At 62.6% G+C, this 25,924-nt stretch carries 25 protein-coding genes; 10 read left to right on the top strand and 15 right to left on the bottom strand.

The genetic code is table 11. The annotated features are described in order from the left end of the window. Position 1 precedes the first annotated feature (1 nt). The 3 genes from GE253_RS20155 to lptF are packed head-to-tail and all read right to left on the bottom strand — an operon-like array spanning position 2 to position 3,588. Positions 2 to 1,315, bottom strand: a complete 1,314-nt coding sequence (locus GE253_RS20155; protein ID WP_153205948.1) for a peptidylprolyl isomerase — start codon at positions 1,313 to 1,315, stop codon at positions 2 to 4. A gap of 56 nt (positions 1,316 to 1,371) precedes the next feature. Further along, a complete protein-coding gene (gene lptG / locus GE253_RS20150; RefSeq protein WP_153205947.1) occupies positions 1,372 to 2,466 on the bottom strand; it encodes an LPS export ABC transporter permease LptG in 1,095 nt (364 codons plus the stop codon). A gap of 3 nt (positions 2,467 to 2,469) precedes the next feature. Then, entirely contained in the window at positions 2,470 to 3,588 is a 1,119-nt protein-coding gene (lptF, locus tag GE253_RS20145) for an LPS export ABC transporter permease LptF (RefSeq protein ID WP_173012753.1), read from the bottom strand. Positions 3,589 to 3,858: 270 nt separating this feature from the next. Here lptF and GE253_RS20140 point away from each other — a divergent pair, with 270 nt between their 5' ends. The 3 genes from GE253_RS20140 (at position 3,859) to GE253_RS20130 (ending at position 6,412) form a co-directional block, all read left to right on the top strand. Next, on the top strand, positions 3,859 to 5,343 hold the full coding sequence (locus tag GE253_RS20140; RefSeq protein ID WP_153205945.1) for a leucyl aminopeptidase: 1,485 nt from the start codon (positions 3,859 to 3,861) through the stop codon (positions 5,341 to 5,343). A 76-nt stretch (positions 5,344 to 5,419) separates the two neighbouring features. Next, positions 5,420 to 5,938 carry a hypothetical protein gene (locus tag GE253_RS20135; protein WP_153205944.1) on the top strand — a complete coding sequence of 173 codons (519 nt, stop codon included), beginning with the start codon at positions 5,420 to 5,422 and terminating at the stop codon, positions 5,936 to 5,938. Positions 5,939 to 5,962: 24 nt separating this feature from the next. Beyond that, positions 5,963 to 6,412, top strand: coding sequence for a DNA polymerase III subunit chi (locus GE253_RS20130; RefSeq protein ID WP_153205943.1), 450 nt, complete (start codon positions 5,963 to 5,965; stop codon positions 6,410 to 6,412). A gap of 7 nt (positions 6,413 to 6,419) precedes the next feature. On the opposite strand, the gene GE253_RS20125 is transcribed toward GE253_RS20130, so the two are convergent. Then, positions 6,420 to 7,319: an AraC family transcriptional regulator gene (locus GE253_RS20125; protein WP_153205942.1), complete on the bottom strand. Its 900-nt coding sequence runs from the start codon at positions 7,317 to 7,319 to the stop codon at positions 6,420 to 6,422. A gap of 189 nt (positions 7,320 to 7,508) precedes the next feature. Between GE253_RS20125 and GE253_RS20120 the strand changes: the two genes are divergently transcribed. Next, entirely contained in the window at positions 7,509 to 8,552 is a 1,044-nt protein-coding gene (locus GE253_RS20120) for an NAD(P)-dependent alcohol dehydrogenase (protein WP_153205941.1), read from the top strand. A gap of 36 nt (positions 8,553 to 8,588) precedes the next feature. Here GE253_RS20120 and GE253_RS20115 read toward each other — a convergent pair whose 3' ends face one another. The 8 genes from GE253_RS20115 to GE253_RS20080 all read right to left on the bottom strand — a co-directional run bounded on the left by GE253_RS20115 (position 8,589) and on the right by GE253_RS20080 (position 16,958). Continuing rightward, positions 8,589 to 9,959, bottom strand: coding sequence for a ribonuclease J (locus GE253_RS20115; RefSeq protein WP_211101529.1), 1,371 nt, complete (start codon positions 9,957 to 9,959; stop codon positions 8,589 to 8,591). Between the two features lie 252 nt (positions 9,960 to 10,211). Next, positions 10,212 to 10,631, bottom strand: coding sequence for a VOC family protein (locus tag GE253_RS20110; RefSeq protein ID WP_153205939.1), 420 nt, complete (start codon positions 10,629 to 10,631; stop codon positions 10,212 to 10,214). Between the two features lie 92 nt (positions 10,632 to 10,723). Continuing rightward, entirely contained in the window at positions 10,724 to 11,977 is a 1,254-nt protein-coding gene (locus GE253_RS20105) for an RNA polymerase sigma factor (RefSeq protein ID WP_153205938.1), read from the bottom strand. Then, complete coding sequence (locus GE253_RS20100) at positions 11,974 to 12,348, bottom strand: YciI family protein (RefSeq protein ID WP_211101528.1); 375 nt, start codon at positions 12,346 to 12,348, stop codon at positions 11,974 to 11,976. Before GE253_RS20100 ends, GE253_RS20105 begins: the two co-directional genes overlap by 4 nt. A 223-nt stretch (positions 12,349 to 12,571) precedes the next feature. Next, positions 12,572 to 13,786 (bottom strand): pyridoxal phosphate-dependent aminotransferase family protein, encoded by a 1,215-nt coding sequence (locus GE253_RS20095; protein ID WP_153205937.1) that lies wholly within the window; start codon positions 13,784 to 13,786, stop codon positions 12,572 to 12,574. A gap of 3 nt (positions 13,787 to 13,789) precedes the next feature. Continuing rightward, complete coding sequence (locus GE253_RS20090; protein ID WP_153205936.1) at positions 13,790 to 14,041, bottom strand: acyl carrier protein; 252 nt, start codon at positions 14,039 to 14,041, stop codon at positions 13,790 to 13,792. Positions 14,042 to 14,278: 237 nt separating this feature from the next. Next, complete coding sequence (locus GE253_RS20085; protein WP_153205935.1) at positions 14,279 to 15,232, bottom strand: NAD-dependent epimerase/dehydratase family protein; 954 nt, start codon at positions 15,230 to 15,232, stop codon at positions 14,279 to 14,281. 1 nt (position 15,233) lies between these two features. Continuing rightward, complete coding sequence (locus GE253_RS20080) at positions 15,234 to 16,958, bottom strand: fatty acyl-AMP ligase (protein WP_153205934.1); 1,725 nt, start codon at positions 16,956 to 16,958, stop codon at positions 15,234 to 15,236. A gap of 379 nt (positions 16,959 to 17,337) precedes the next feature. Here GE253_RS20080 and GE253_RS20075 point away from each other — a divergent pair, with 379 nt between their 5' ends. Continuing rightward, on the top strand, positions 17,338 to 18,138 hold the full coding sequence (locus GE253_RS20075; RefSeq protein WP_153205933.1) for a VacJ family lipoprotein: 801 nt from the start codon (positions 17,338 to 17,340) through the stop codon (positions 18,136 to 18,138). A 118-nt stretch (positions 18,139 to 18,256) separates the two neighbouring features. Here GE253_RS20075 and GE253_RS20070 read toward each other — a convergent pair whose 3' ends face one another. Then, positions 18,257 to 19,351: a polyamine ABC transporter substrate-binding protein gene (locus tag GE253_RS20070; RefSeq protein WP_153205932.1), complete on the bottom strand. Its 1,095-nt coding sequence runs from the start codon at positions 19,349 to 19,351 to the stop codon at positions 18,257 to 18,259. Between the two features lie 235 nt (positions 19,352 to 19,586). Here GE253_RS20070 and GE253_RS20065 point away from each other — a divergent pair, with 235 nt between their 5' ends. The 3 genes from GE253_RS20065 to rlmJ all read left to right on the top strand — a co-directional run bounded on the left by GE253_RS20065 (position 19,587) and on the right by rlmJ (position 22,377). After that, positions 19,587 to 20,435, top strand: a complete 849-nt coding sequence (locus GE253_RS20065; RefSeq protein ID WP_173012751.1) for an FkbM family methyltransferase — start codon at positions 19,587 to 19,589, stop codon at positions 20,433 to 20,435. Between the two features lie 120 nt (positions 20,436 to 20,555). Beyond that, a complete protein-coding gene (locus tag GE253_RS20060) occupies positions 20,556 to 21,503 on the top strand; it encodes a DMT family transporter (RefSeq protein WP_153205930.1) in 948 nt (315 codons plus the stop codon). A 1-nt stretch (position 21,504) separates the two neighbouring features. Then, entirely contained in the window at positions 21,505 to 22,377 is an 873-nt protein-coding gene (gene rlmJ / locus GE253_RS20055) for a 23S rRNA (adenine(2030)-N(6))-methyltransferase RlmJ (RefSeq protein ID WP_153205929.1), read from the top strand. Positions 22,378 to 22,386: 9 nt separating this feature from the next. Here the strand turns inward: rlmJ and GE253_RS20050 are convergent, their stop codons facing one another. Next, positions 22,387 to 22,716 (bottom strand): DUF2892 domain-containing protein, encoded by a 330-nt coding sequence (locus tag GE253_RS20050; RefSeq protein WP_173012750.1) that lies wholly within the window; start codon positions 22,714 to 22,716, stop codon positions 22,387 to 22,389. Positions 22,717 to 22,949: 233 nt separating this feature from the next. On the opposite strand from GE253_RS20050, the gene GE253_RS20045 reads away from it, so the two are divergent. Then, positions 22,950 to 23,672 (top strand): protein phosphatase CheZ, encoded by a 723-nt coding sequence (locus GE253_RS20045; RefSeq protein WP_153205927.1) that lies wholly within the window; start codon positions 22,950 to 22,952, stop codon positions 23,670 to 23,672. 103 nt (positions 23,673 to 23,775) lie between these two features. On the opposite strand, the gene GE253_RS26700 is transcribed toward GE253_RS20045, so the two are convergent. Continuing rightward, positions 23,776 to 24,414: a response regulator transcription factor gene (locus GE253_RS26700; RefSeq protein ID WP_173012749.1), complete on the bottom strand. Its 639-nt coding sequence runs from the start codon at positions 24,412 to 24,414 to the stop codon at positions 23,776 to 23,778. Between the two features lie 487 nt (positions 24,415 to 24,901). Here GE253_RS26700 and GE253_RS20035 point away from each other — a divergent pair, with 487 nt between their 5' ends. After that, positions 24,902 to 25,561: a response regulator transcription factor gene (locus GE253_RS20035; protein ID WP_153205925.1), complete on the top strand. Its 660-nt coding sequence runs from the start codon at positions 24,902 to 24,904 to the stop codon at positions 25,559 to 25,561. The last annotated feature ends 363 nt before the right edge of the window (positions 25,562 to 25,924 follow it).

Below are 25,924 nucleotides of genomic sequence, written 5' to 3'. Positions count from 1 at the left end.
CTTACAGCCTCGTCTCAATCGTGGCCTGGCGGCGCAGGTCGCGCAGATAGCGGCGCTGCTGCAGGTCCATCCGTTCCTGGAACAGGGCGGAGCGCACCTGATCGGGCGGCGGCAGGCTGCCTTCCGGCACCACCCGGTCGCAGACCATCAGCAGCATGGTGCCCTTGTCGGTCACCAGCGGCTGGGTGGCATTGCCCACGCCCAGCCCCGCCACAAGACCGGCAATCTGCTCGGGGATGTCGCCCAGCTTGGTCAGCGGTTGGGTGAAAACCTGGGCGCCATGGATCTTAGAGGCCGCCTGCTGCAACGCCTCGCAACCCTTCACCCCTTCGCCCAACTGCTTCACCGCGTCAAACAGGGCGCCCTGCTGGTTGGGATCGGTCGGCGGCGGTACCACGAACTGACCCAGGCTGATCTGGATGTTTTTCGGATCGCCGGCCGCCACCGTGCGCTGGTCGCGCAGCCAGAGGATATGATAGCCGGCGGCCCCCCGGATCGGGCGGGAGAACTGGCCGGAATGCAGTTGCTGCAGGGCGCGGTCCAGCGCCTCTTCCAACTGGCCCTGCTGAATCCAGCCCAGGTCACCACCGGTGGCGGCACCGGCGGACTGGGAGAATTGCTGGGCAACAGCGGCAAAATTCGCCCCCTTGCTAATCTGGTCGACCAGCCGGTCGGCCAGATTCTGAACTTCCTGTTCATTGGCTGGGTTATCGACCGCCAGGAAGATCTCCGCCACCTGATATTCCGGCTTGCCGGCATTGGCGCGGATACGCTCGATATAGGCGCTCACTTCGCTGTCGGGGATATTTACCTGCTGGCGCACGACGCGCTGTACCACCTTGCTCCAGGCCAGCTGCGCCAGCATCTGCTGACGCATCGTGCTCCACGGCACGCCGGCCTGCTGCAAGGCCTGCTGCAACTGCTCCCGCGTCATGCGGTTGCGTTCCGCCATGTCCGACAGGGCATTGTTCAGCTCATCCTCGGTGACGGACAGCTTGCGTTCCCGCGCTTCCTGCACCTGCAGCGCCTCATCGGTGAGGATGCGGATCACCTGGGGCAGCAGACGCTTGCGCGTATCCGGCGTGTCCGGCAGGCCGGAAGAGACGATGGCCAGCTGCATCCGGCCTTCGACATCGGCCTGGGTGATGGGCGATTCATTAACAACGGCGGCAATGCGGCCCAGCGATGCTGCCTGCTGTGCATGGGCCAGCCGGCCCGCCGGAACCGTCACAGCAACAAGGGCGAAGGCGGTGGCACCCAGAAGGGCTTTGCGCAGGAAGCTGGTCATGGTCCGTCGGGTCAAGGAATGCATCATGGGGGCTTCTTATAGAGAAGGAACGGTGCAAAGGCAAAGCGTACCGGCAAAGGCCATCAGCCATCTTCCGTATGCAACAGGGCGGCCACGGACAGCATCACCGTCACCCCCGCCGGGGCCCAGGCCGCCAGCACCACCGGTACGGAGCCGGAAAGGCCCAGCGCCTGGATCACGTCCTTGACGATGAACAGCACCAGGGCCGAAACCACCCCCGCCCCCAGCAACGCCAGCGTACCGCCGCCGCGCATCTGCCGCAGGGAGAAGGCGGCCGCCAGCAACACCATGGCGGCGAACAGAACCGGCTGGGACAGCAGCGTGTGCCAGTAAAGCCGGTGGCGCAGCGGTGACAGCCCGGTCAGTTCCAGCGTGTGGATGAAGTCCGGCAGGGCCCAGAAGGAAAGCGTATCGGGCGAGGAGAAACTATCCTGAATCCGCTCTTCCGTCAGGTCGGTCGCCAGCCGGTAACGCGGCAGGAAGCGCGCCGGCTCCCCCGGCTGATTATACCAGACCTCCGACAGATCCCAGAACCCGTCGGCCAGCACGGCAGAGGCAGCATCCAGCCGGGCCGCCAGTTTGCGTTCGGGGGTGGAGATCAGCACCATCACCCGCCGCATCTCCATCCGGCCCGGCACCAGACTGTCAGCATGGATGCGATAGCTGCCATCCTTGTTCACCTGCCGCAGCCAGAGACCGGAGGAACCGATATCCAGCGAGGAGACCTGACCGCGCAGATAACGATTCTCCAGCGTCTCATAGCGTTTCATCATGGCGGCGAAGATCGGGTTCAGCACCATGATCAGCACCAGCCCGATGATGACAGCCCAGCCCAGCACCGGCGTCATGAATTGCCAGACACTGATGCCGCTGGCCCGCGCCACCACCAGTTCCTGGGTGCGGGTCAGCCGCCAGAATGTGTACATGCCGGCGAACAGGATGACGAAGGGGAACACCTCCTGCCCGATCTCCGGCAGTTTCAGCAACCCCATGGAAACAACAATGTCAAAGGTCGCTTCCGGCCGGTTGGCGGCGCGGCGCAGCAGCTCCACCGTATCCAGCAGATAGATCAGCGCCAGCAGCGCCGCCAGCCCAGCCACGAACCAGAGCAGGAACTGCCGGCCGATATAATGGGAAAGGGTCGCGGAAAGGCGCATGGCTCACCCCCTTTCCGGCGCGGCGGCCGGTCGGCGGCCGCCGATGCGGCTGCGGTTCACGTACCAGAGCCCCAGCGGAATGGGCAGAATGGCCACGGCATAGAGCAGCGGCGTCAGAACTGGCGATTTGCTGATCAGGTTGGCGATACCCATGACAGACGCCTGCAGGACCAAGGCCCCGACAGCAGCGGTCGTGATGCGGCCGCCCCGCCCCCGGCGGGAAAACTCGCCCGGCAACAGGGCCGCAAGCGCGATGATGGTGAAGCTGAGCGCCAGGAACGGGCTGGCAAAACGGTTATGCAGCTCCGCCCGCAAGCGGCCGGCAAAACGGATATCTTCAGGCGAATTGTTGGGATGCAGCAGTTGGGCCAGTGTGCGCTCCCGCGGTTCGACCCAGCGATCCGTCAGCTCCTTGCGCAGGGACTGCAAATCCACAGCATAGCGCTCAAATTCCAGCCATTCGGTCTTGCCGGTGGCCATTGTATATTTGCTCTGCGTACCATCATGCACCAGTACACGCGGCTGCCCCTCTAGGTCCGTCAGGGTGCCGCGCTCAGCCACCACCGTGTTGATGATGCCTGGTTGGCGGGCATCATGGATCAGCAGATCGATCAGGGTGCCATCGGGCAGACGGTCGCGGACATAGACGGTCAGCCCATCGCCCAAATCATTGAAGGTGCCCTCCCGCAGCAGGGCCGCCGACATGTCGCTGCGAACTGATTGCCGCAGGGCCACCAGTTCGCGCTGTGCGGCCGGCCCCAGGAACAGGGTCAGGGCAAAACAGGCCGCCATCACGCCACTGCCCAGCAGCAAGGCCGGCTTGGACAGGGCCAGCGGCCCCAGCCCGGCGGCGCGCATCACCACCAGTTCGCTGTCGATGGTCAGCCGGTGATAGGTGAACAACACCGCTGCCAGCAGGCCAAAGGGCAGAACCAGGGCCAGGAAGGTTGGAAAGGTCAGCATGGCCAGCCGGAAGAAAGCCGTCAGGGAGGCCCCGCCCTCCACCACCAGCGCCACCAGCCGCAGGGATTGGGTCAGCCAGATGGCGGCCGACAGCCCACTGGTCACGACCAGCGTGGCAATCAGAAGATTCCGGAACAGATAGCGGTTGATCTGGTTCATCTTGCCCTGAAACGATGGCGGGCCCGCCGGCCTGTCGCCCAAACTACCCTTTAGGGGCGGCAAGCCCCCTGTCAAATGCCGAAGGATAGCCGCTGATTGCGTCGCCATCGTGGCAGGCCGCTTTATCGCCTGCCATCCAAGTTTAATGTGCCACTGCCCTTGACACCACAACGCCGCTGTTCTTTATCGACTCTCTGCCATACACACAACCACCGGAACCGGTGGAGCAGGGTTCATCCTGCCCGGACAGCCAACCAGAGAGCCATATCCATGAAGATCGCCTTTTCCGCACCGGACCTGCCGAAATCGGGTCATCTGGCCATCACCGTTGCCGCCGACCGCGCGCTGGGCAGCTTCGGCGCCAGCCTGGACAAGGCCAGCAGTGGCCAGATCGCCCGCGCCATGGAACAGGGCCGTTTCACCGGCAAGGCCGATGAAGTGCTGACTCTGGTGGCCCCGGCAGGGCTGGAACTGGGCCGGCTGGTGCTGGTGGGTATCGGTGGGGCGCCCGGCGCTCTGGCCGCCAACAATGCCGGTGCGGCCGCCCTGGCCGCCGTGCAATATGCGGGCGAGTCTGAGCTGACCCTGGTGGTGGACGACCATGCCGGTCTGGCCATCGAGGCTGGCCCGTTTGCCGCCGAAGTGGCCTTCGGCGCGCTGCTGCGCAGCTATCGCTTTGACAAGTATCGCACCACGCTGGCCGACGACAAAAAGCCGTCGGTGAAGAAGGTCACCGTGCAGACCGCCGCCAAGGGCACCAAGAAGGCCTGGGAACGGCTGGAAAAGATCGCCGACGGCATCTTCCTGACCCGCGACGTCGTGTCGGAGCCGCCCAATGTGATCTATCCGGAAACGCTGGCCGACCGCTGCGTGGAGCTGGAGAAGCTGGGCCTGGAAGTCGAGGTTCTCGACGAAAAGAAGATGAAGAAGCTGGGCATGGGCGCGCTGCTGGGCGTCGGCCAGGGCTCAGCCCAGCCGCCGCGTCTGGTGGTGATGAAGTGGAATGGCGGCAACAAGGGCGATGCCCCGGTTGCCTTTGTCGGCAAGGGCATCACCTTCGATACCGGCGGCATCTCCATCAAGCCGGCGGCCGGCATGGACGAGATGAAGTGGGACATGGGCGGTTCCGGCACCGTCATCGGCCTGATGGCCGCCCTGGCCGGCCGCAAGGCCAAGGTGAATGTCGTCGGCGTCGTGGCGCTGGCGGAGAACATGCCCGACGGCAATGCCCAGCGTCCGGGCGACATCGTCACCACCATGTCCGGCCAGACGATCGAGGTGCTGAACACCGACGCCGAAGGCCGCCTGGTGCTGGCCGATGCGCTCTGGTACACGCAAGATCAGTTCAAGCCGCAATTCATGGTCAATCTGGCCACGCTGACCGGCGCCATCATCGTCAGCCTGGGCAATGAACATGCCGGCCTGTTCTCCAACAATGACGAACTGGCCACCAAGCTGACCGAATCCGGTCTGGCCATGGGTGAGAAGCTGTGGCGTATGCCGCTGTCGCCCGCCTATGACAAGGATATCGACAGCGATGTGGCCGATGTGAAGAACATTGGCCGCCCGATGAATGCCGGTTCCATCATGGGCGCCCAGTTCCTGCAGCGCTTCGTCAATGGCACGCCCTGGGCGCATCTGGACATTGCCGGCACCGCCTGGAGCAAGGAAAACAAGGGCGTGGTGCCGAAGGGCGCCACCGCCTTTGGTGTGCGCCTGCTGGACCATCTGGTCGCCACCCATTACGAAGGGTAAGCTGAAACCCTATATAAGCAGGGGCTGGCGGGCGACCGCCGGCCCCGCCCTTATCGCTGACGGAGCTCGCCCGCCCATGGCCCAACGCCGCTTCTCCCTTCCGCTGGTCCTTGGCCTGCTGGCCGCACCGCTGACCCTCTCCACCCCTGTGGCCCTGGCGGCCCCGGCGCAGGAGGCCAAGGTCAACCGGTCGATGAGCAAGGCCCTGCCGGATGAGCCGGATGGCTGGGAGATGGGGGAAATCCGTCCGGCGCGGGGGGCCTTGCCCATGTATTCCGTCGCCACGGCGGAGGCGGTGTATAAAAAGGGTAAGGTGGAAGTGACGGTCGGTGCCGCCCGCAGCCCGACGCTCTACAAGGCGGTGATGGGATCGGTGAAGAACACAGCGACCCTGCCACCTGACAGCAAGGTGGAGGTGATCGCCGATCATTACGCCATCGTTGCCCGCTTCCCCAATTCCACCCCGCCACTCTACACAATGCAGTTGCTGGCCGGGACGGATGGCATTGTCATGCTGACCACCCGCAACGGCACCTATGAACATCTGGTGGAACTGGCCAAGCAGGTGGATTTCGACCATTTCCCCCTGCGTTGATCCGGCCAACGGGCGAGAGGGGCCATGACGGAAATCCGCTTCTATCACCTGACGCGCCGCACGCTGGAGCAGACCTTGCCGGCGCTGCTGGAAAAGTCACTGGAGCGTGGCTGGAAGGCCCTGGTGCTGACCGCCAGCGATGAGCGGGCGGAGATGCTGTGTCAGCATCTCTGGACCTACAAGCCGGACGGCTTCCTGCCCCATGGCACCCGCAAGGATGGCCATGCAGAGATGCAGCCGGTGCTGATCAGCGAAACGGATGACCGCGCCAACGCCGCCCATGTGCTGTTCCTGACCGATGGCGCGACCAGCCCGCTGCTGGGCGAATATGAACTGGTCTGCGATCTGTTCGATGGCAACGACCCGGACGCCGTGGCCGCCGCGCGCGGGCGCTGGCGCCACGCCAAGGATGGCGGCCACGCGCTGACCTATTGGCAGCAGAACGAAAAAGGTGGCTGGGAAAAGAAGGCCTGAGCCGCCGTCAAGCCGCCGCCTGCCGCACCCGTTCCACATCCCTGGCCGGCGGCGCACCATAGAGCCGGCTGTAATCCCGGCTGAATTGCGACGGGCTTTGATAGCCGACGCGCAAGGCCGCCGTACCGGCATCCAGATTTTCCATCAGCATCAGGCGTCGCGCCTCATGCAGGCGCAATTGCTTCTGGAACTGGATCGGCGTCATTGCCGTCACCGCCTTGAAATGATGGTGCAGGGATGAAACGCTCATCCCGACATGCTCGGCCAGCATTTCCACCCGCAACGCCTCGGCGAAATGGGTCCGCATCCAGGCCATGGCGCGCGGAATACGCCCGGCATGGTGGCCCGCGGACAGGGCCAGGTGCAGCAGGCGCGGCCCGTCCGGCCCCGTCAACAAATGGTAGAGGATTTCCTGGCGGAACAGCGGGGCCAGGGCTGGAATATCCTGCGGCCGGTCGGCCAGCCGTACCAGCCGGGTGGCAGCATCCAGCAGGTCCGGCGTTGCCGGGTTGACGGCGACGCTGCGCATCCCGTCCGCATCCAGGCCTGGCGGTGTGCCGATGCGAGCCAGCAACTCCCCCATCGCCTCGGTGTCGATGGGGATGAACAGGCAGAAATGCGGGGCCTCCGGGCTGGCCGTTGTCACCTGCGTCACCACCGGCAGATGCAGGGAGGTCAGCAGATATTGGCCGGCGGCATAATCAAACCGCTCCGTCCCCGCTGTCAGCCGCTTGGCCCCCTGGATCACCAGGGAAAAGCCGGGGCCGCATTCATAATGCTGCGGCAAGGTCTGCGTGTCGCGGCGGTAAAGCCGCACCCCGCCGAAATCCAGCGGGCGGTCCCGGTCCTGTTCGGTGAAACGGGCAAACAGGGCCGACAGCTCCTGCAGCCTTCCTGTGATCGCCATCACATTAACCCCTTGTCCTGCGTTGCCGCTTATCAAAAGGCCAGGATAATACGCGCCTTGCCGCCGGACATCCTGTCCTGATCGCATTTGCAGGATCAGGCAAGAAGCTTGCAGGATCGGTCTACCGGCTGCAGCGTTACCTGGGGGATAGTCGGCCATCCCGTTTCGCCGCTGCGAAGGAAGCAAACCATGAGTCTCGCCAAAGCCTATGCCGTCCTGGACGCGCAATCCCCGTTGGTCCCCTTCACCGTCGAGCGGCGGGAGCCGCGCGCCGATGATGTGGTCATCGCCATCAAATATAGCGGCATCTGCCATTCCGACATCCATCAGGCCCGCAATGAATGGGGGGCGTCGCGCTATCCCATGGTGCCGGGCCATGAAATTGCCGGCATCGTCACCGCCGTCGGTTCCCAGGTGACGAAGTTCAAGGTCGGCGACCCTGTCGGCGTCGGCTGTTTCGTGCATTCCTGCACCCAGTGTGAGACGCGCGACGAAGATCTGGAGCAATATCTGCCCGGTCTGGTGCAGACCTATAATGATGTGGAAGCCGACGGCGTGACGCCGACCTATGGCGGCTATTCCGACCATATCGTCGTGCGCGAAGGCTATGTGCTGTCCATCCCGGATAATTTGCCGTTGGATCGTACGGCCCCGCTGCTCTGCGCCGGCATCACGCTTTATTCACCGCTGCGCCACTGGCAGGCGGGACCGGGCAAGAAGGTCGCCATTGTCGGCATGGGCGGTCTGGGCCATATGGGCGTGAAGCTGGCCCACGCCATGGGGGCAGAGGTAACGGTGTTGAGCCAGACCCTGGCGAAGGAAGCTGATGGCCGCGCCTTCGGGGCCGACCATTACTACGCCACCAGCGATGCGAAAACGTTCGAAAAGCTGGCCAACAGCTTTGACCTGATCATCTGCACGGTTTCCAGCGATATTGACTGGAACGCCTATCTGCGGCTGCTGAAGGTGGATGGCACCCTCTGCCTGCTGGGCGTGCCGGAAAAGGCCGTGCCTGTCCATGCCTTCTCCCTGATCCCGTCACGCCGCAACCTCGCCGGCTCGATGATCGGCTCCATCAAGGAGACGCAGGAGATGCTGGATTTCTGCGGCACGCATAATATCACCGCCGACATTGAGAAGATCGAGATGAAGGATGTGAATGACGCCTATGAACGCGTGCTGAAAAGCGATGTGCGCTATCGCTTCGTCATCGATATCGAGGCATCGTTCTGATGTAAAAAAAGGGGGCCAAAATCGGCCCCCTTTTCTTTAACCCAGTGCCATTCGGGGCCTGTACGGCACCCGGTCACCATTTTCATCCGCTTCCAGATGCAGCAGCGGGGCATCGACACGGCCCAGCACGCGGGCACCGGCGGGGGTCAGGCGGATCAGTTCCGCCTCTTCCGTCACCAGTGCCGCTTCCACGCCGGCCCCACGGGCCAGACGGGCATGGGCCGTCAGATGCATTTCCGTACCATGCACCGGCAGGGCAAAGCGCGGGCGGACCAGTTCATACAGTTCCCGCAGCTCATTGGCCCCCGGATGGCCGGAGACATGCAGCGGCAGGCCGTTCAGCAGGTCCGTGCCCATCAGGATTTCCACCCCGCGGTGCCGCAGCTTGGAGACGACCTTTTCCACCGCCTCCTCATTGCCGGGGATGATGCGGGCAGAGAGAACCACCGTGTCGCCCGCACCAAAGGAGGGGAAACGACGGTCACCACGGGCCAGCCGGGCCAGTGCTGCGCGCTCTTCCCCCTGCCCGCCGGTGCAGACCAGCGCCACCTCGCCCTTGCCCAGCCCCTTCAGATGGGCGGGTTCGGCCAGGAAGTCCGGCACGCCATCCAGCAAGCCCAGGGAACGGGCCACGGCTTCGGAATTGCGCATGGACCGCCCGGCCAGCGCCACCTTGCGGCCAGCGGCCACACCGGTTACGGCGGCAGAGGCCACACGGGCCACATTGGTGGCAAAGCAGCAGATGGCAATCTGCCCCTTGCGGGTGGCAAACAACCGGGCAAAGGCGGCGCGGACCTGCGCCTCCGACGTGATCGGCATGTCCTTGTGGGCATTGGTGCTGTCGCACAGCATGGCCAGCACGCCGGCATCACCCAGGCGACGCAGCTTTTCCTTGTCGGTCGGCTGGCCGATCATCGGATCTGGATCGAACTTCCAGTCGCCGGTATGCAGCACCGTGCCAGCCCCGGTATGGATGGCCAGCGCCACGGGTTCGGGGATGGAGTGGGTCAGCCGCACCGTATCGATGCCGAAGGGGCCAACCTTGAAGCTGGAACCGACATTGAACACATGCCGGGTCACGGCATCCAGATTGTCCTGCTCTTCCAGCCGGCGGGAGATCATGCCCATGGCAAAGGGCGTCGCCCAAATCGGCACGTTCAGCGCGAAGGGCCATAACCGGTCGATAGCGCCGATATGGTCTTCATGCGCGTGGGTGACGATCAGGCCCAATAGCCGATCGCGGATCGGTGCCAGGAAGGTGGGGTCGGGAACGATGGCGTCCACGCCCTCATGCCCTTCATCGGGGAAGCTGATGCCGGCATCCACCAGCAACCAGGCCCCATCATGGCCATAAAGGGTCCAGTTCATGCCGATGCGACCCAAACCACCCAGGGGCACAACCAGCACTTCGCCACGACCGGGAACCGGCCAGCGCGAACCGAAGTCAGAATATCGGTTTAGGGGAATAACCTTGGACGTGGTGGTCCCAATATCTTCCCGATGGTCCGCCACGGACCCGACGGGGGCGTTGGCGGTGTGGTCCGCATATGCGGAGCCGAGCAAATCTTCATTCATAGGTGAATTAGATATGCGGGACCGTCGGTAAACTGTCAATCCACCAAACGGTCCCGCATCCCAGCCCCGCCCTGGCGGCGGGTATCATGTCCCTGACGATACCACCGACCAATTGACACCGAACGGGTCGCGCAACTGGCCATAGCGGTCGCCCCAGAACTGATTTTCCAGCGGCATGACCACTTCGGCCCCGGCGGCAACTGCCCGGTTCCACCAGCCATCGACATCATCAGCGACATGGATATGCAGCGTGAAGCTCTGTGGCGGCTGTAGCGGATGGCCAAATTCAGGGAAGGCATCGCACAGCAACAAAGAGCCGCCATTGATGTACAGATGGCAATGCATCAGTCGCTTGCCATCCTGTGCAGGCATCCGCGCCACCTCCTCCGCGGCGAAGGCGCGCTTATAGAAATCGGCCGCCGCACTGGCATCGCTGGTCACGATATGCGCGATCACACCCCCGCGTACCGGCGGGTTCTTGGGTGGATTATTCTGCTCACTCATTGATCATTCCTCCGTCGCGGCCCCCTGCCCTCGGGGGCTCGTCCCAAGGACGGTGGGTTGGATGGCCTGCCGACAGCGGCGATAAATAATTTTCAGGGATTGGCCAGTTGGTCCAGATATTGGCGGATTTGCGCCGCCTCTGCCGGGGTCCGGGCACGGGCAATGGCGCGGTCAAAGGCGACACGCGCCTCCCCCCGCCGATCCATCTGCATCAGAAAGGCACCCCGCACCCCGTGATAATGGAAATATCCGTCCAGACGGTCGGCCAGCGGATCGATCAGCTCCAGCGCCGCCGCCGGCCCCGCCACCTTGGATAAGGCCACCGCCCGGTTCAGCGTCACCACCGGGGACGGCTGGATTTGTTCCAAACCGCGGTAAAGCAGTTCAATCTGTCGCCAATCCGTATCCTGCGGATTTGATGCGCGGGCATGAAGGGCGGCAATGGCCGCCTGAAACTGATAGGGACCGCGCCGGCGATGGCGCACCGCCTTGTCGATCAGGGCCGTGCCCTCGGTGATCATGGTACGGTTCCATAAGCGCCTGTCCTGCGCCTCCAACAGGATGATGCCGCCATCGGCATCGAACCGCGCCTTCTGGCGGGCATGTTGCAGCAGCATCAACGACAACAACCCCATGATCTCCGGCTCGGCCGGGAACAGGCGCAGCAGCAGCCGGGTCAGCCGGATCGCCTCGTCACACAGAGGCGCCCGGTCGCGCACCTGTTCCCCGCTGGCAGAATAGCCCTCGTTGAACAGCAGATAGAGCATGGCCGCCACGCTCTCCAGCCGTTCCGCCCGTTCCACCGGCCCCGGCGTCTCAAATGGCGCATCACCGCCCCCGATGCGGCCCTTGGCACGGGTGATGCGCTGTTCCATGGCGCTGTCGGTCACCAGGAAGGCGCGGGCGATCTGGCTGACCGAGAGGCCGCAGACAATGCGCAGGGCCAAGGCAATCTGCTGCGTGGCCGGCAAGTCCGGATGGCAGCAGATGAACAGCAGGCGCAGCACATCATCCCGGTAATCGGCATTGTCCAGCCGGTCGGCCAGCGGGGTTTCCGCATCCTCCAGTTCCGACAGCAAAGCCTCGTCCGGCAAAGGCTGTTGGCGGGCCTGGCGGCGCACATGGTCCAGCGTGACATTGCGGCCCACCATGATCAGCCAGGCCACCGGGTCACGCGGCGGGCCGTTGCGCGGCCAGTGCCCCAGAGCCCGCAGGCACGCTTCCTGAAAGGCTTCCTCCGCCTTTTCCAGGTCGCGGAAATAGCGCAGCAAGGCACCCACCACCTGCGGCCGGGCACAGACCAGGGTGCGGTCGATCCAGGTGGGATCGGGCGGTTCGGCATTCATGGCCCGGCAACCGCCCCCGGCATGAACAGCGACAGCGGCCGCAGCTCATAGCAGCCGTTCGTGCTGCTGGCGCGGGCCAGTTCCTGGGCGGTTTCCACCGCCTCTTCCAGCCCTTCGCAATCGACAATATAGACGCCCAGCAACTGCTCTTTGGTCTCCGCGAACGGGCCATCCAGCACCAGCGCTTCCCGGCCCTTGCGCACCGTGGTAGCCGCCGTGGTCGGCAACAGGCGGAAGACGGGCCCCAGCCGCCCGGCATGGGCCAATTTCTCCGTCACCACCGAAAGCTTGCCGATGACGGCATCGTCCTCCTCCTTGCTCCAGGAGCCGACCACATCCTCATTATCGTAGCAAAGAATGGCGTACAGCACGGCACAGCCTCCCTCGTTCTTGTCGCTTCCAAGGACGCTGGATTATGCCGGATGCCGACAGGAGGAACTTGGTCTTTTTTGCTGCGGATACCGGTGCCGATCAACGCCAACCCGCCGGTATTGATCGCTTCAGCAGTACGGGAGGCGCTGCAGTGCCAGCCGGCCATAAAAAAGGCGGTGCCCGTAGCACCGCCTTTTTTACTTTCCAACCAGAATGTGGCCGTTATTCAGCGGCCTGCACCATGCTGGGCAACACGCCCAGCCGGCGGCCAACCTGGGCAAACAGCTCAATCGCCGTATCAATCTGCTGCGGTGTATGCGCCGCACTGACGCTGGTGCGCAGCAGGGCCAGGCTGTTGGGCGTGGCCGGCGGCAGCGCCAGATTGAGATAGAGCCCCGCTTCCAGCAGACCATTCCAGAAGGCGATGGCCAGTTCCTTGGTCGGCAGGGCCACGGCGACGATGGGGTTTGCCACCGGACCGACCTGGAAGCCCAGATTGCGCAGACCTTCATACAGCCGGCGGGAATTTGAATTCAGCCGCAGACGCAGGCCCGGTTCCTCCCGCAGGCGCTTCAAGGCCTGCAACGAGGTGGCGATGACCGAGGGCGGCAGCGAAGCGGTGAACATATAGGGGCGGCAGGCCACCCGCAGAATGTCAAAGTCCGGCAGGTCGGAAACGCAGAAGCCGCCGACGGCACCCAGGCTCTTGGAGAAGGTGCCGACGATGAAATCAACGTCCGCCTCAACCCCCACTTCTTCTGCCAGACCGCGCCCGGTCTCCCCCAGCACGCCCATGGAATGGGCCTCGTCCACCAGCAGGAAAGCACCGCTCTCCCGCTTCACCTGGGCGAATTCCTTCAGAGGTGCCGTGTCACCCAGCATGGAATAGATACCTTCCACCACCACCAGCTTGTTGCCGGGATGATCGGACAGCCGGCGCAGGCGCTTATACAGATCATCCGGATCGTTGTGGCGGAAGCGCACAACCTGACCCGTCGTCATCTTGGCCGCATCATAGATGCTGGCATGGCTGTCGCCATCAATGACCAGGATATCATCCTTGCCCACCAGGGTGGAGATGATGCCCAGATTGGCCTGATAGCCGGTGGTGAACACCATGCAATGCTGGCGTCCATAGAAATCAGCCAGGGCCTTTTCCAGATCGCCATGGCCGGTATAGGAACCGTTGGCAATGCGGGAGCCCGTGGTACCTGTCCCCTGCTCCACCAGCGCTTCGACACCCTTGTCGATGCAGCTCTGGTCGAAGGTCAGGCCCAGGTAATTATTGGTGCCCAGCAGAATGGTGCGGCGACCGTTCAGCATCCCCTCCGTCGGGGACAGGATACCATCAAACTGAACCGAGAACGGATCCCGGCCGATGGCGGCCATTTTGTGATACGATTCACGCAGTTGGGTGTATTTGGCGAGAATGGTCATGACTCAGGCGCGCCCCCGGAGATCCTGAATGGTCCTGGCCAGGTCGCCAATGGTTTCGACCTCGGCAATCCGCTCCAGCGGGATCGAGACGTCGAACTTATCTTCGAGCACCATCACAAAATCCATCACGGCCAGGGAATCAAGGCCGAGATCGCGTGTGATGTTGGTGTCCGTCGTGATGGTGACCGGCGTGGGTAGGGTTGACCCCAGGGCAGATATTATTTCTTCAACGATTTCGTTGAGATCAGCAGTCATAAAAGTCGCCCCAGAGTCTCAAAACAACAGCCATCGCGGTGACGCGGCGCTGTCATGGTTGTGCCAGCTGACCACCCAGGTGCCCCCCTGCGCAATCAGAAAAGCGTCACGATCCCGTAAGGTAAATGCAACGCCCATGGATGCAAGAACAAACCATCATCGCAATGCCATTGCAGTGACAGAAGACACAGCACTGGGTAATTCCGCAACACCTTGTCGCGCCAAACCGCCCGTTAACTATATCCAACCGCGAGAACGATACCAACCCGCCGTGGCATGGAAACCTTCAGCTAAACTGATATTGGGACGCCACAGGCCCGAATCCGGCATATCTGCTGCGGCCACTGTCCAATCAGGATGAAGGATTTCTCTCACCTTTCCCTGCGTCAACATGGCGGGCCGGCCAGTCAGCCGGGCCTGGAAGCCGGAAAGCCCCCCCAGCAGCGACAACAAGCCGGGCGGCACCCGTAGCCTTAATGCCCGGTGCCCCACCGCTGCCGCCGCATAATCCAGCAGTTCATCCCAGCCATAGCCCGCATGATGGCCATCGCACAGGGTGTAGCAGCGCCCCTTCACGCCGGGGCGCACCAGGGCGGTGATCGCGGCAGCGGCGTCACTGACATGCAGCATGGCGATACGCGCCGCCTTTCCCCCCAGCACCGGCACCACGGGGCCGGCGGCAGCCTTGAACAGGGACAGGGTTTCCCGGTCCCAGGGGCCATAGATTGCCGGAGGACGAATGACGAGCCAATCCGCACCGCCATAGGCGGCAATTGCCGCATCCTCCCCTGCCCGCTTGCTGGCGGCATAATCGGAAAGCGTCGGTGCCCGCGCGGCCTGGCTGGAAATCACCAAAAAACGGGCCTGCGGGGCATGGCGGGCCAATGTCCGCCCCAGCCGCGCCGATCCGCCCTCATTGACAGCGAAGAAAGCTTCCCGACTGACGGCCTTGATCAGGCCACCGGCGTGAATGACCGCCGCCGCCCCTGTCACCAGCCGGGTCAGAGCCTTCTCGTCCCCCAGATCGCCTGGCACCAGCTGCGGATGTATCCCCTCCAGCAGCGGATGGGCCGGGTCTTGCCGCACCAGCAGTCGAGGCTGATATCCGGCCCGCCAGAGGGATGCCACCAGATGGCGCCCGAGAAAGCCGGTCCCCCCGGTAACAGCGACGACAGGCCGATCCCCCGCCATATCAGGCGGCCTGCGGCCCAAACTCTCCAGCCAGATACATCTGTCGGGCCTTGGTTCGGCTCAACTTGCCGGAGGAGGTCTGCGGCAGGGAATGGGTCGGGACCAGCACCACCTTCACCTCCAGCCCATGGGCCGAGCGCAGAACGCCCGTTACCTCTGCCGCCAGGGCGGCACGGGCTTCCGCCTGGGCGGGGCGGCACTGCACCAGCACCGTCACCACCTCGCCCGCGTCACTATCGACGGAGAAGGCAACCACATCGCCGCTGCGCAGCGAGGGTACGGCATGTTCGGCCGACCATTCCAAATCCTGCGGCCAGATATTGCGGCCATTGACCAGGATCAGATCCTTGGCCCGGCCGGTGATGACAATCTGTCCGTCGCAGAGATAGCCCAGATCGCCGGTATCCAGCCAGCCATCGGCGGAGAACACAGCTGCCGTCTCCTCCGGTCGGTTGAAATATCCCTGCATCAGCGACGGGCCGCGGGCGAAGACCCGGCCCACCCGCTTTTCCGGCAGCACGGTGCCATTCGGGTCGCGGATTTCCAGCTCATGCAGGGGCAGCGGCGGACCATTGAGCACGAATTCACGGGTGCGCACGCTGTCCGCATTCGGGGCCACCGCCACCGCGTCATTCTCCAGCCGGTCCAGATCGACCAGATCGGTCACGACACCGGTATCCAGCGGCGCGAAGGACAGGGCCAGCGACGCTTCCGCCATCCCATAGGAGGGCACGAAGGCTTGGGCGCGGAAGCCGCGCGGGGCGAACATCTCAGCAAATTTGCGCATCACGCGCGGGCGCACCATGTCGCCGCCAATGCCGGCACCGCGCCAGTTGGACAGGTCCAGCCCCTCGGTCGAGGCGGTCTCTGCCCGCCGGGCCGCCAACTCATAGCCGAAGCTGGGGCTGTAGGAGAGGGTGCCGCCATTGCGGCTGATGAGCTGCAGCCAGAGCAGCGGCCGACGCGCGAACTCGCGTGTCGGCAGATAATCGATGGAAATCTGGCAGACCAGCGGGGTCAGCAGAAAACCGACCAGCCCCAAATCATGGTAGAGCGGCAGCCAGGAAATGCAGCGATCCTTGGCCGTGATCTTCAGCCCATGGGCCATGATGGCCTGGGCATTGGCCATCAGGGCGCGCTGGGTGACCGCCACGCCCAAGGGGAAGCGGGTGCTGCCGCTGGAGAATTGCAGATAGCAGAGATCGTCCGGGGTGACGGTCGGCAGCGTGACGCCGCTGCCATCAACATCGGCGAACCGGGCCAATGTGCCCACCACCTTCAGGCCCAGCCCGTCGGTGGCGGCGCGCAGCCATTCTTCCAGATTGGCCGGGGACAGGGCGGCGCCGGCATCCGCCCCCTGGATCATGCGGCGGATATGGTCGATATAGGCATCCTTGCCGCCAAAGGCCGCCGGCAGCGGCAGCGGTGCCGGCACCAGACCAGCGAACTGACAGGCCGCAAAGGCCCGCATGAAATCGCCATCGCTTTCAGCGATGATGGCCACCCGGTCCCCCTTCACCAAACCCTTCGCCAGCATCCGGCGCGCCAGGTCCAGCGCCTGGGTATAAAGCTGGGCGTAAGGCAAGGCTTCGGTCAGCTCCCCCTTGCCGGAATAGAAATTCAGCCCTGTTTCACCCTGCGCCGCATAAGCAATCGCCTCCGCCACCGTGGCGAATTCCGCCAGACGGGACGGCAGGGCATGGAACGATGGCGTGGGACGAAGCATAGCGCAGGGATCCGGATGCTTACGGGTGCAAAGATACCCGTTGGTCAAATCAAAGAACCATAGGCATAGGATACCGCCTTCGCGGGCCACGATGCCAACGGTGATGGGCGCTCATACCAGAGGGAGGGCGCGGGAGCAATCGGTCAGGAAGGCAAAAGCCCCGCGATGGCCGCGCACCCGATCATGCCTGCCATGGATATGGCGAGGGTGAAAGCCACCTATGCGTGAAGCCTATCCAAAAGGGCGCCACCATCCGCCAGCGTCTGTGACTATTATCACTTTGCCGCAACGCACCTCGGCCTAAATGTGTGCTTTATCCAAGCCGGCTGGTGCGCTATGCGCCATTCTGACTTCATCCCATTGTTCGATAGGGTAAGACATGGCCCGCCATCTGCCAGCCACTCCGATACGCCGCCGCGGCATTGCCGCGCTGCTGGCGGCTGCCCTGCTCTGCACGGTGACAGCCACCGGGGCTGGCGCGCAGGATCGATCAGCCCGCCAGGCGCAGGAAGACAGTACCAATGATCCGCTGGAGCCGATGAACCGGGGGGTTTTCTGGTTCAACGAGGGCGTGGACACTATATTGCTGCGCCCCACAGCAAAGGTTTACCGCGCTGTCCTGCCCGACCCCGCCCGGACCGGCATCCGCAATGTACTGCGCAACCTGCGCTCCCCGCTTGATCTGGCCAACCAGCTGCTGCAGGGCGACGTGCCGGGGGCTGCCAATGTGATCAAGCGGTTCGTCATCAATTCCACCGTCGGGCTGGCGGGGCTGATTGATGTCGCTGCGGAAAAAGGCATTCCCTACGAGTATGAGAGCCTGGATCAGACATTTGCCGTCTGGGGCGTTCCGGAAGGGCCTTATCTGGTCTTGCCGGTGCTGGGCTCCTCCAGCGTGCGCGATGCCTTTGGTACTGCGGGGGAGTTCTTCGCTGACCCCATTTCCAACTATGCGTCCAACACGGATCGCACCTGGATCAGCTATACGCGCGCCGGCCTGTATGCCGTGGACACGCGGTCGGAATATCTTGATGCGCTGGATGATGTGAAACGGAACAGCTTCGATTATTACGCTTCCATGCGTTCCCTGTATCGCCAGCGGCGCGACGGCTGGATTCGTGACGGCAAGGCCGACATGACCCAGATGCCGGACATTCCCGATTACGATAATCCGCAATAATCGGCCCTGCTCGACGGGTGTCGGTGACCGGCTGATCGGTACCGACAACTTCCCAGACAGAAAAGGCACCGGCAGTTCCCCGCCGGTGCCTTTAATTTTTTAAAACAGATCGGAAAGATCAGCGACCGGTTTTGATCTTGGTCCAGGCGCGGGTGCGTTCGCGCTCAGCCTTCTGCGGCAGTTGCTTCACAGTGAAGAACTTGGCCATCACCTCCGGCGGCGGGAAGATCACCGGATTGCTGGTGATTTCCTTGTTCATCAGCGGCCAGGAGGTTGGCACCGCATTAGCATAGGCGACATAGTCGCTGATGCCGGCCATCACCTTCGGCTCCAGCACGAAGTTGATGAAGGCCGAGGCGGTTTCCATATTGGCACCGGCCGGAATGGCGGCTATATCGAACCAGACCTGTGCGCCTTCCTTGGGGATGGCATAGTCGATCGTGTGCTTGGCCTTTGCCTTTTCGGCCCGGGCCTTGGCCTGGAACACGTCACCGGAATAGCCGACCGCCACACAGGCATCGCCAGACGCCAGCGGGTCGATCACCGAGGGCACGAAGGTCTTGATATAGGGGCGGATGGCAAGCATGGCTTCCTCCGCCTTCTTCAAATCTTCCGACTTATCGGAATTGGGGTCCAGCCCCTGTGACTTCAGTACGGTGGGCAGAATGTCCGTCTGGCTGTCCAGGAAGACGATGCCACAGGCGGCCAGCTTCTTGGCATTTTCCGGCTTGAAGACAACATCCCAGCTGTCAACCGGGGTGTTGGGCAGGATTTCCTTCAGCTTTTCGACATTATAGCCGATACCGATGGAGCCCCATTCATAGATCACGCCATATTCATTGCCCGGATCGGTGGTTTCCACCAGCTTCATCAGGGCCGGGTCCAGATTCTTCAGATTGGGGATCTTGGACTTGTCCAGCTTCTGCACTGCCTTTGCCTGGATCAGCTTGCGCAGGGTCGGTTCCGCCGTTGGGACAATGACGTCATAGCCGGACTTGCCGACCAGCAGCTTCGATTCCAGCGTTTCCAGGTCGGTGAAGACATCATACTGGGTCTTGATCCCGGTCGCCTTGGTAAAGTCGTCCAGGGTGGTTTCACCGATATAGTCGGCCCAGTTATAGACGTTGACCTTCTTTTCCTGGGCCATGGCGGTATGGCCCACGGCGATAGCGGCCACCATGCCGATGACGCCCAGCACCTGCTTCATTTTCATCAACGACCCCCAATGAAGTGGGAGCGGCCCCGCGCCACGGGGCCACCCGGTTCCTGGAGCCGGAAAGGCCCCGAGAGGCAGGAATTGCACATGGTGGGCTGCCCCTTGTCAACGGCGATGCCATGGCAAAACGACCTTATCCGTCACGGTTTCACCCTTATTCCCATCGCAACGCACCATCGGCTTATGGCATAACCGCGCCAAGGCACCGATGATGGGGCAAACATCCCGATTGATGCGGAGCAACAAGGCCTTGCAGCCCGAGACAGCAACACAGTTCGGTTTCCATGCCCCCAACAGTCTGGTGCGGGCTTTGATCGGATTCTGCCAGTCCCGCCCGGTCACCCCGGTGGGGCGGCGGGCCGCCCTGTGGCTGCGCCGACTGGCCATGCTGATCCATGGACCGGTGTTCGATGTCGCTGTCCGCGGCATCAATCTCCGGCTTTATCCGGGGGATAATGTCGGCGAGCGTAAATTCCTGTTCATGCCGCAATTCTTCGATCCGGAAGAAATGGCCCTGCTGGCCAGCCGGCTGCCACGAGACGGCACCTTTGTGGATATCGGCGCCAATATCGGGCTTTACACCCTGAACGCAGCCCGCACGCTGGGCCCCGCCGGGCGTATCATCGCCTTTGAGCCGGGGCCGGAGGCGGTGCGCCGGCTGCGCATGAACCTGTCGCTCAACCGCACCGATGCCACCATCACCCATGTCGAATGCGCCGTGGGCGCTTGTGAAGGGGTGATGGGATTGCATCTGGATGACAGCAATCTTGGCGGTTCCAGCTTGGTGCATGAACATGGCGGGGACGCCACCCCGGTGCAGGTCCGCCCCCTGCTGGCTGTGCTGAACGAACTGGGCATCCACAGCATCGATCTGCTGAAGATTGATATTGAGGGGGCGGAGGACCAGGCCCTGCTCCCCTTCTTTGACAGCGCGCCGACCAGCCTGCATCCACGGCTGATGATCATCGAACGGTCGGAGACATCCTGGAAGCAGGATGTGCTGAGCCGGTTGGAACAGCTGGGCTATTGCCGCTTCGGCGACAGCAAGATGAATTGGCTGCTGGAGAAGACCAGCGACTGATCCCGGCGGGGGTTCCCCCCATGCCTGCCCCCATGCCTGCCATGTGTGCCCCGGGCTGGTGCGCCGTGGCGGATTGGCGCAGGCTGCGGCGCGTTCCGTAACAGTACGGCCTTCGTGAAAATGCCTGTCTCTCTTCTGCCGCCGGCTGGCAGTACCGGCCGCGCCATCCTGGCGATGATCGGCGCGGTTGCCCTGTTTTCCACCATGAACGCGATGATCAAATCGCTGGCCGGGCATTATCCGCTGGGAGAGATCGTCTTTTTCCGCGCGCTGTTCGCCATGGTGATCCTGTTACCAGTGATCTGGCGGGCAGGTGGCCTTGCCACCCTGCGCACCGAGCGGCCCTGGGGGCATGTGCTGCGCAGCATCATCGGCGTCGTCTCCATGACCTGCGGCTTCACGGCCATCAGCCTGCTGCCGCTGGCCAATGCCGCCGCCTTTGCCTTCACCGCCCCGCTCTGGACCACCACGCTGGGCGTGCTGATCCTGGGGGAGAAGGTGCGCTGGCGCCGCGCGCTGGCCCTGATCACGGGTTTCACCGGCGTGCTGATCATGGTGCGCCCCGATGGTGAGCTGTTGCGCCAGATTGCCGCCGGGGGTGAAACGGCGCTGGGCTGTGCCTTCGCTCTGGCCAGCGCTGCCCTGGCCGCCTGCGCCATGATTTCGGTGCGCCGGCTGTCGGCCACCGAACGCAGTTCCACCATCGTGTTCTATTTCATGCTGACAGGCTGCTTCTACGGCCCCCTGCTGGCCGGTGGCGATTTCCGCCTGCCGACCGGGCATGATGCCCTGGTGCTGGTCGCCATCGGTCTGGTCGGTGGGGTGGCCCAGCTGCTGCTGACGACCGCCTATCGCGGGGCGCCAGTGGCGGTAATTGCACCTTTTGATTACAGCGCCATGCTGTGGGCCACCAGCTATGGCTTCCTGATCTGGGGGGAGGTGCCGGATTCCCGCGTCATGCTGGGTGCCCTGATCGTGGTGGCCAGCGGCATCTATATCACCGTGCGGGAGGCGCGGCTGGGACAGACACCGGCACCCGCCCCGCAGCTATTGACCAAGATGGGTTAAGATGAATTATCGCCACGCTTTTCATGCCGGCAATCAGGCCGATGTGATGAAACATGCGGTCCTGGCCTATCTGCTGGATCGCCTGTGCAGCAAGCCGGCGCCCTTCTTCGTGCTGGATAGCCATGCCGGCATCGGTCTCTATGATCTGGACGGAGAGGCTGCCCAGCGCACGGGCGAGGCAGTTCGTGGTATCCGTCGCCTGCTGGCCACTGCCCCTGCCCTTCCCGCTGCGGCCGCCCCCTATCTGACACAGCTGGCCCGTCTCAATGGCGGCGCGCTGCCGGCCGATGGCATGATTCGGTCTTATCCCGGCTCCCCTGCCCTGGCGCGTGGTCTGATGCGGCCGGGTGACCGGCTGGTGCTGGCAGAGCTCCATGCCGAAGATGTCGAAACCCTGCGGGGCCATTTCCGCCAGGAAACCCAGGTGGCCGTCCATCATATGGATGGATGGCTGGCCTTGAAGGCGCATCTGCCGCCCAAGGAGCGGCGCGGACTGGTGGTGATCGACCCGCCATTCGAGGCGCCGGACGAATATGAACGGATGGTGGCCGCCCTGGCGCTGGCCCATCGCCGCTGGGCAACCGGCATCTATCTGCTCTGGTACCCGATCAAGGATCGCGCCACCATGTGGCGCTTCCACCAGATGCTGGAGGATACCGGCATCCCGAAGCTGCTGGCAGCAAACCTCAGCTGGGCCGATGATGATCGCAGCGACCGGCTGAACGGTTCCGGCCTGATCATCGTCAATCCCCCCTGGCAGACGGAGGAGGCGCTGACGGAATTGCTGCCCGCGTTGCACCAGGGGATGGGGGCAGTGCAGGGTGGCACCGCCTGCCACTGGATTCGTGACGAAACCGGCCAGCCGGGCCGGTGAGCAAGGGCGTCAGGCGATGCCCGGATTGAAGGAAGGCGGATCGCTGGCCGGGAAGGATTGCTCGGCCGCGCGGTTCACCTCGTCCGCCCCCCCATTATCCGCATCCCGGCTGCCACCGTCGGCTGCCGGCACCTGTTTGCGATCCCCCAGCAAACCATAAACGGGGCAATAGCCGGTGAGACCGCGTGCTGCCAGCACACCACCGGCGATGCCCGTCAGAATGCTGCCGCGGCGTACCGCTGCGGTCAGCAGAAGGCCACCGGCGAGAGCGGTCAATATCCGTTCCGTCGCCCCCAGATTCGACTGTGGAAGATGATCGCGCAATTGGTGATGAAACATGGTTCGCATCCTTGATGAAGGGGAGCCGGGCTGGTTTGCGCCCGGTTCCTGCTTCTGGAACGACATCGAATAGTAACGGTTCCCGTGGTACGCCATTTCGAATGAGACCGAACCTTTTGGTCTACCGTGCGACCTTGCGGCGGCAAGACGCTTCGTTCACAGTAGCCGCCGCCATCCCCGAAAGAGTTCTTCTCAGGAGGGGGGGTGTAGCAGCGTTTCCAGCGGGGGATTTGATGGTGCAGTTGCGTCACCGGCCGTTTATGGCCGAAATTCAGCGTGCCAAGCGCAACGGCCAGGCCGAGCCGCCAGCGTCGAACGGTACTCAACCCGCTGCATTGCCGCCGCCCATCAATGTCGAACTGGACAATGACGAGGTATTGGCCGCCATTTCAGCTCTGGGAAACAAGCTGGATCGTTTCCTGTCGGTCGACCATACCCAGATTGAAAAAATCCAGATCGAGATTGCCGATATTGCCGGGCGCATCCAGGCCACCAAGGTGGAGATGGCGGCCCTGCGTCACCCGCTGTCCAAGGAAGACAAGTTCCAGGAAGCCAGTGAGCAGCTGGGGGCCGTGGTGCGCGCCACGGAGGAGGCCACCAACCAGATCATGGCCTCCACCGAGGAAATTGAAGATATTGTCAATGAGGTTCGGGCCCAGTTGCCGGAAGGCTATCAGAATAGCCGTCTGAGGGATCTCAATGATCTGACCCTGCGGATTTTTGAGGCATGTAACTTTCAGGATTTGACCGGCCAGCGCATCACCAAGGTGGTGCAGGCCCTGTCCTTCATCGAGAAGCGCATCGAAGGCATGATCTCTGTCTGGAACCAGAAAGAGTTGGAGGCCTTGCCCCTGCCGCCCAATCTGGCGCGCCAGGATGCCGGCCTGGACCTGCATGGTCCGGCGGGTGAGAAAGAGAAGGTTTCCCAGGCCGACATCGACGCCTTGTTCGATTAAGGCCAGCGGAAATTCCAACAAGAAGATTATAATCAAAAAGGCTCGGTGCCGAACGGGACCGGGCCTTTATGCCACCGGCATCAAGGCTCCCCACCAAAAATTGTCAATCCGCACTGATGCCGCAACGAGCGGCCAGAATGGCGATCTGGGTCCGGTTGCGTGCGCCGAGCTTCTGCATCATAGCGCGGACATGGACCTTGACGGTCCCTTCCAGAACGCCTAATTGCCGCGCGATTTCTTTGTTGGAACACCCCTGAAGCAGCAGGCGAAAAATGTCACGCTGGCGGTTGGTCAACCGCGCCACGGCCGCCCGATCCAACCCGCCATCGGGCTGCTGGATCGGTGAGGACTGCGCCACCAGCGGATAGGGGAGCTGCACATAGCCCTCTCCACAGAGGGCCAACGCAACAGCCTCCGCCAACACGCCGCTGGGATCACTTTTCAGCAGGCAGCACACAGCGCCAGCAGAAAGGAAAGTGCGTGCCTCTGCCGGCGAGAACGCCCCCGCCATCACAATGGCTGGAATCCCGGATAGCGCCGCCAGAAAATCCACCACCTCGGTCATGCGGTCATTCGCAAACCCATCGGCATCCAGCAATACCAGATCGGGGGCGACATTCCCCTGCTCCAGCAGGCGATAGGCTTCCGCTGGGGAGCCACATTGCCAAGTCTGCGCCCCTTCGTGAAGGGATGACAGAGTGAGCGCCAAACCATGGCGCACCAGCGCCTGTGGATCCACCACAAGAAAGCCCCGACGGCGCCTGGCTGTGATGGCGATCTCTGACGTCACCGTTGCCTCGGCAACCTCCCGCTCCACAGGCCTGGCCTGTGCAGTTGCAGCGTTTTCGCCCAAGACAACACGAAACGGGATTCCCCGACGTAGGGCCATTGACATCGGGATCTCCTTTTGAATTCCCTTTGATCACCACCATATGGCACAAACATATTCATATGGTTTAAGTCTCATCGCAACCATCTTATGGCAGCGGCGGTAAAATCTGATATCATCTTTTAGAAAATGCATAAAATTTTGAAAATATATCTAATTTCAATGTAATTTTTATTCTTAAATACATAGGTTTCCAGACTTATTATCCAATTTTTCTTAAAATGCAATCTTTTGAAATGCAAGCCGCTGAAATCAGAGAGAGATCATAACATGCGCACCCCCAGAACGGATCACCATTCTCATTTCAGCTCGCCATAAGAGAATTATTGTGGAGATTACAATGAATAACAGCCTTATCATGCTGGTGGATCATGACCAGCTGTTCAGTGCCGCCCTAGCAGCCCTGCTGGAAGAAAAAGGCCTGGAGGTGGAACCGCCTGTGCCATCGATCGAAGCCGCACTGGAAGTGCTGGAGGGCGGTTTTGAGCCCGCGATGATCATTACGGACCCGGTTGGCTTCAACTTGAATGCAGAAAGCCACGCCTTACAGCGCCTCCGCGAGCATCTGCCGGAAGTCCGGCTGCTGGTTCTCAGTTCCGATCTGAGCCAGGAAGCGTTGGCGCGGAGTCTGGCGGTGGGCGCGCATGGCCATGTCTCCAAAGGCGCATCATTCAACGCGGTGTTACGAGCCGTGCGCCTTGTCCTGCAGGGACAGGCGATCTATCCCGCTGCCGCAGCGCAAATTCTGGGACAAAGCACCAGTGTAACCGCCAACGAACAGAGCGGGACCGGGAGCAATGCCGATCTGTCACCACGCGAAATGCAAATTCTGGCCTGTGTTCTCAGTGGGCATTCCAACAAAGCCATCGCCCGTCGTTTGGTGATTACGGAATCCACTGTGAAAATGCATTTCAAGAATGCCATGCGAAAGATCAACGCCAGCAATCGGACCCAGGCGGCCATCTGGGCGATGGAACATGGCATCGCCCCAATGGCTTGAAGCAACTCCACGCTGACTGGAAACGCTCTTCAGTACGTCGTCTTCCGCCGTCATCGGTGCAGCGTCGGCCGCTTGGCTTCCATATAGACGTATGAATAATATCAATCTCCCTTGATCGTGATCAATCCAGGGAGATTTTGCGTTCCCTTGTATCTGGACGGTGTCGCCAGTTTTGTGGCGAACTGGTGATGCAAGGGGTCCGGTGGCCACCGGACCCCTTGCGCGGCGGACGGCTTCCGTCATCCCTCCGGTTACAGCCGGGCATGAGCATAGGGACCGCCGCCGCTGTCACGTACGACCGAACAGTCGACAGATCGTCCATCGCACGTACAAGGCAGGTTAGCGTGACCCATATCATCTGTG

The organism is Niveispirillum sp. SYP-B3756 (assembly GCF_009495745.1).
Lineage (GTDB): Bacteria > Pseudomonadota > Alphaproteobacteria > Azospirillales > Azospirillaceae > Niveispirillum.
Note: the sequence above shows the minus strand (reverse complement) of the source record. Positions and strands in the feature narration are given on the sequence as shown.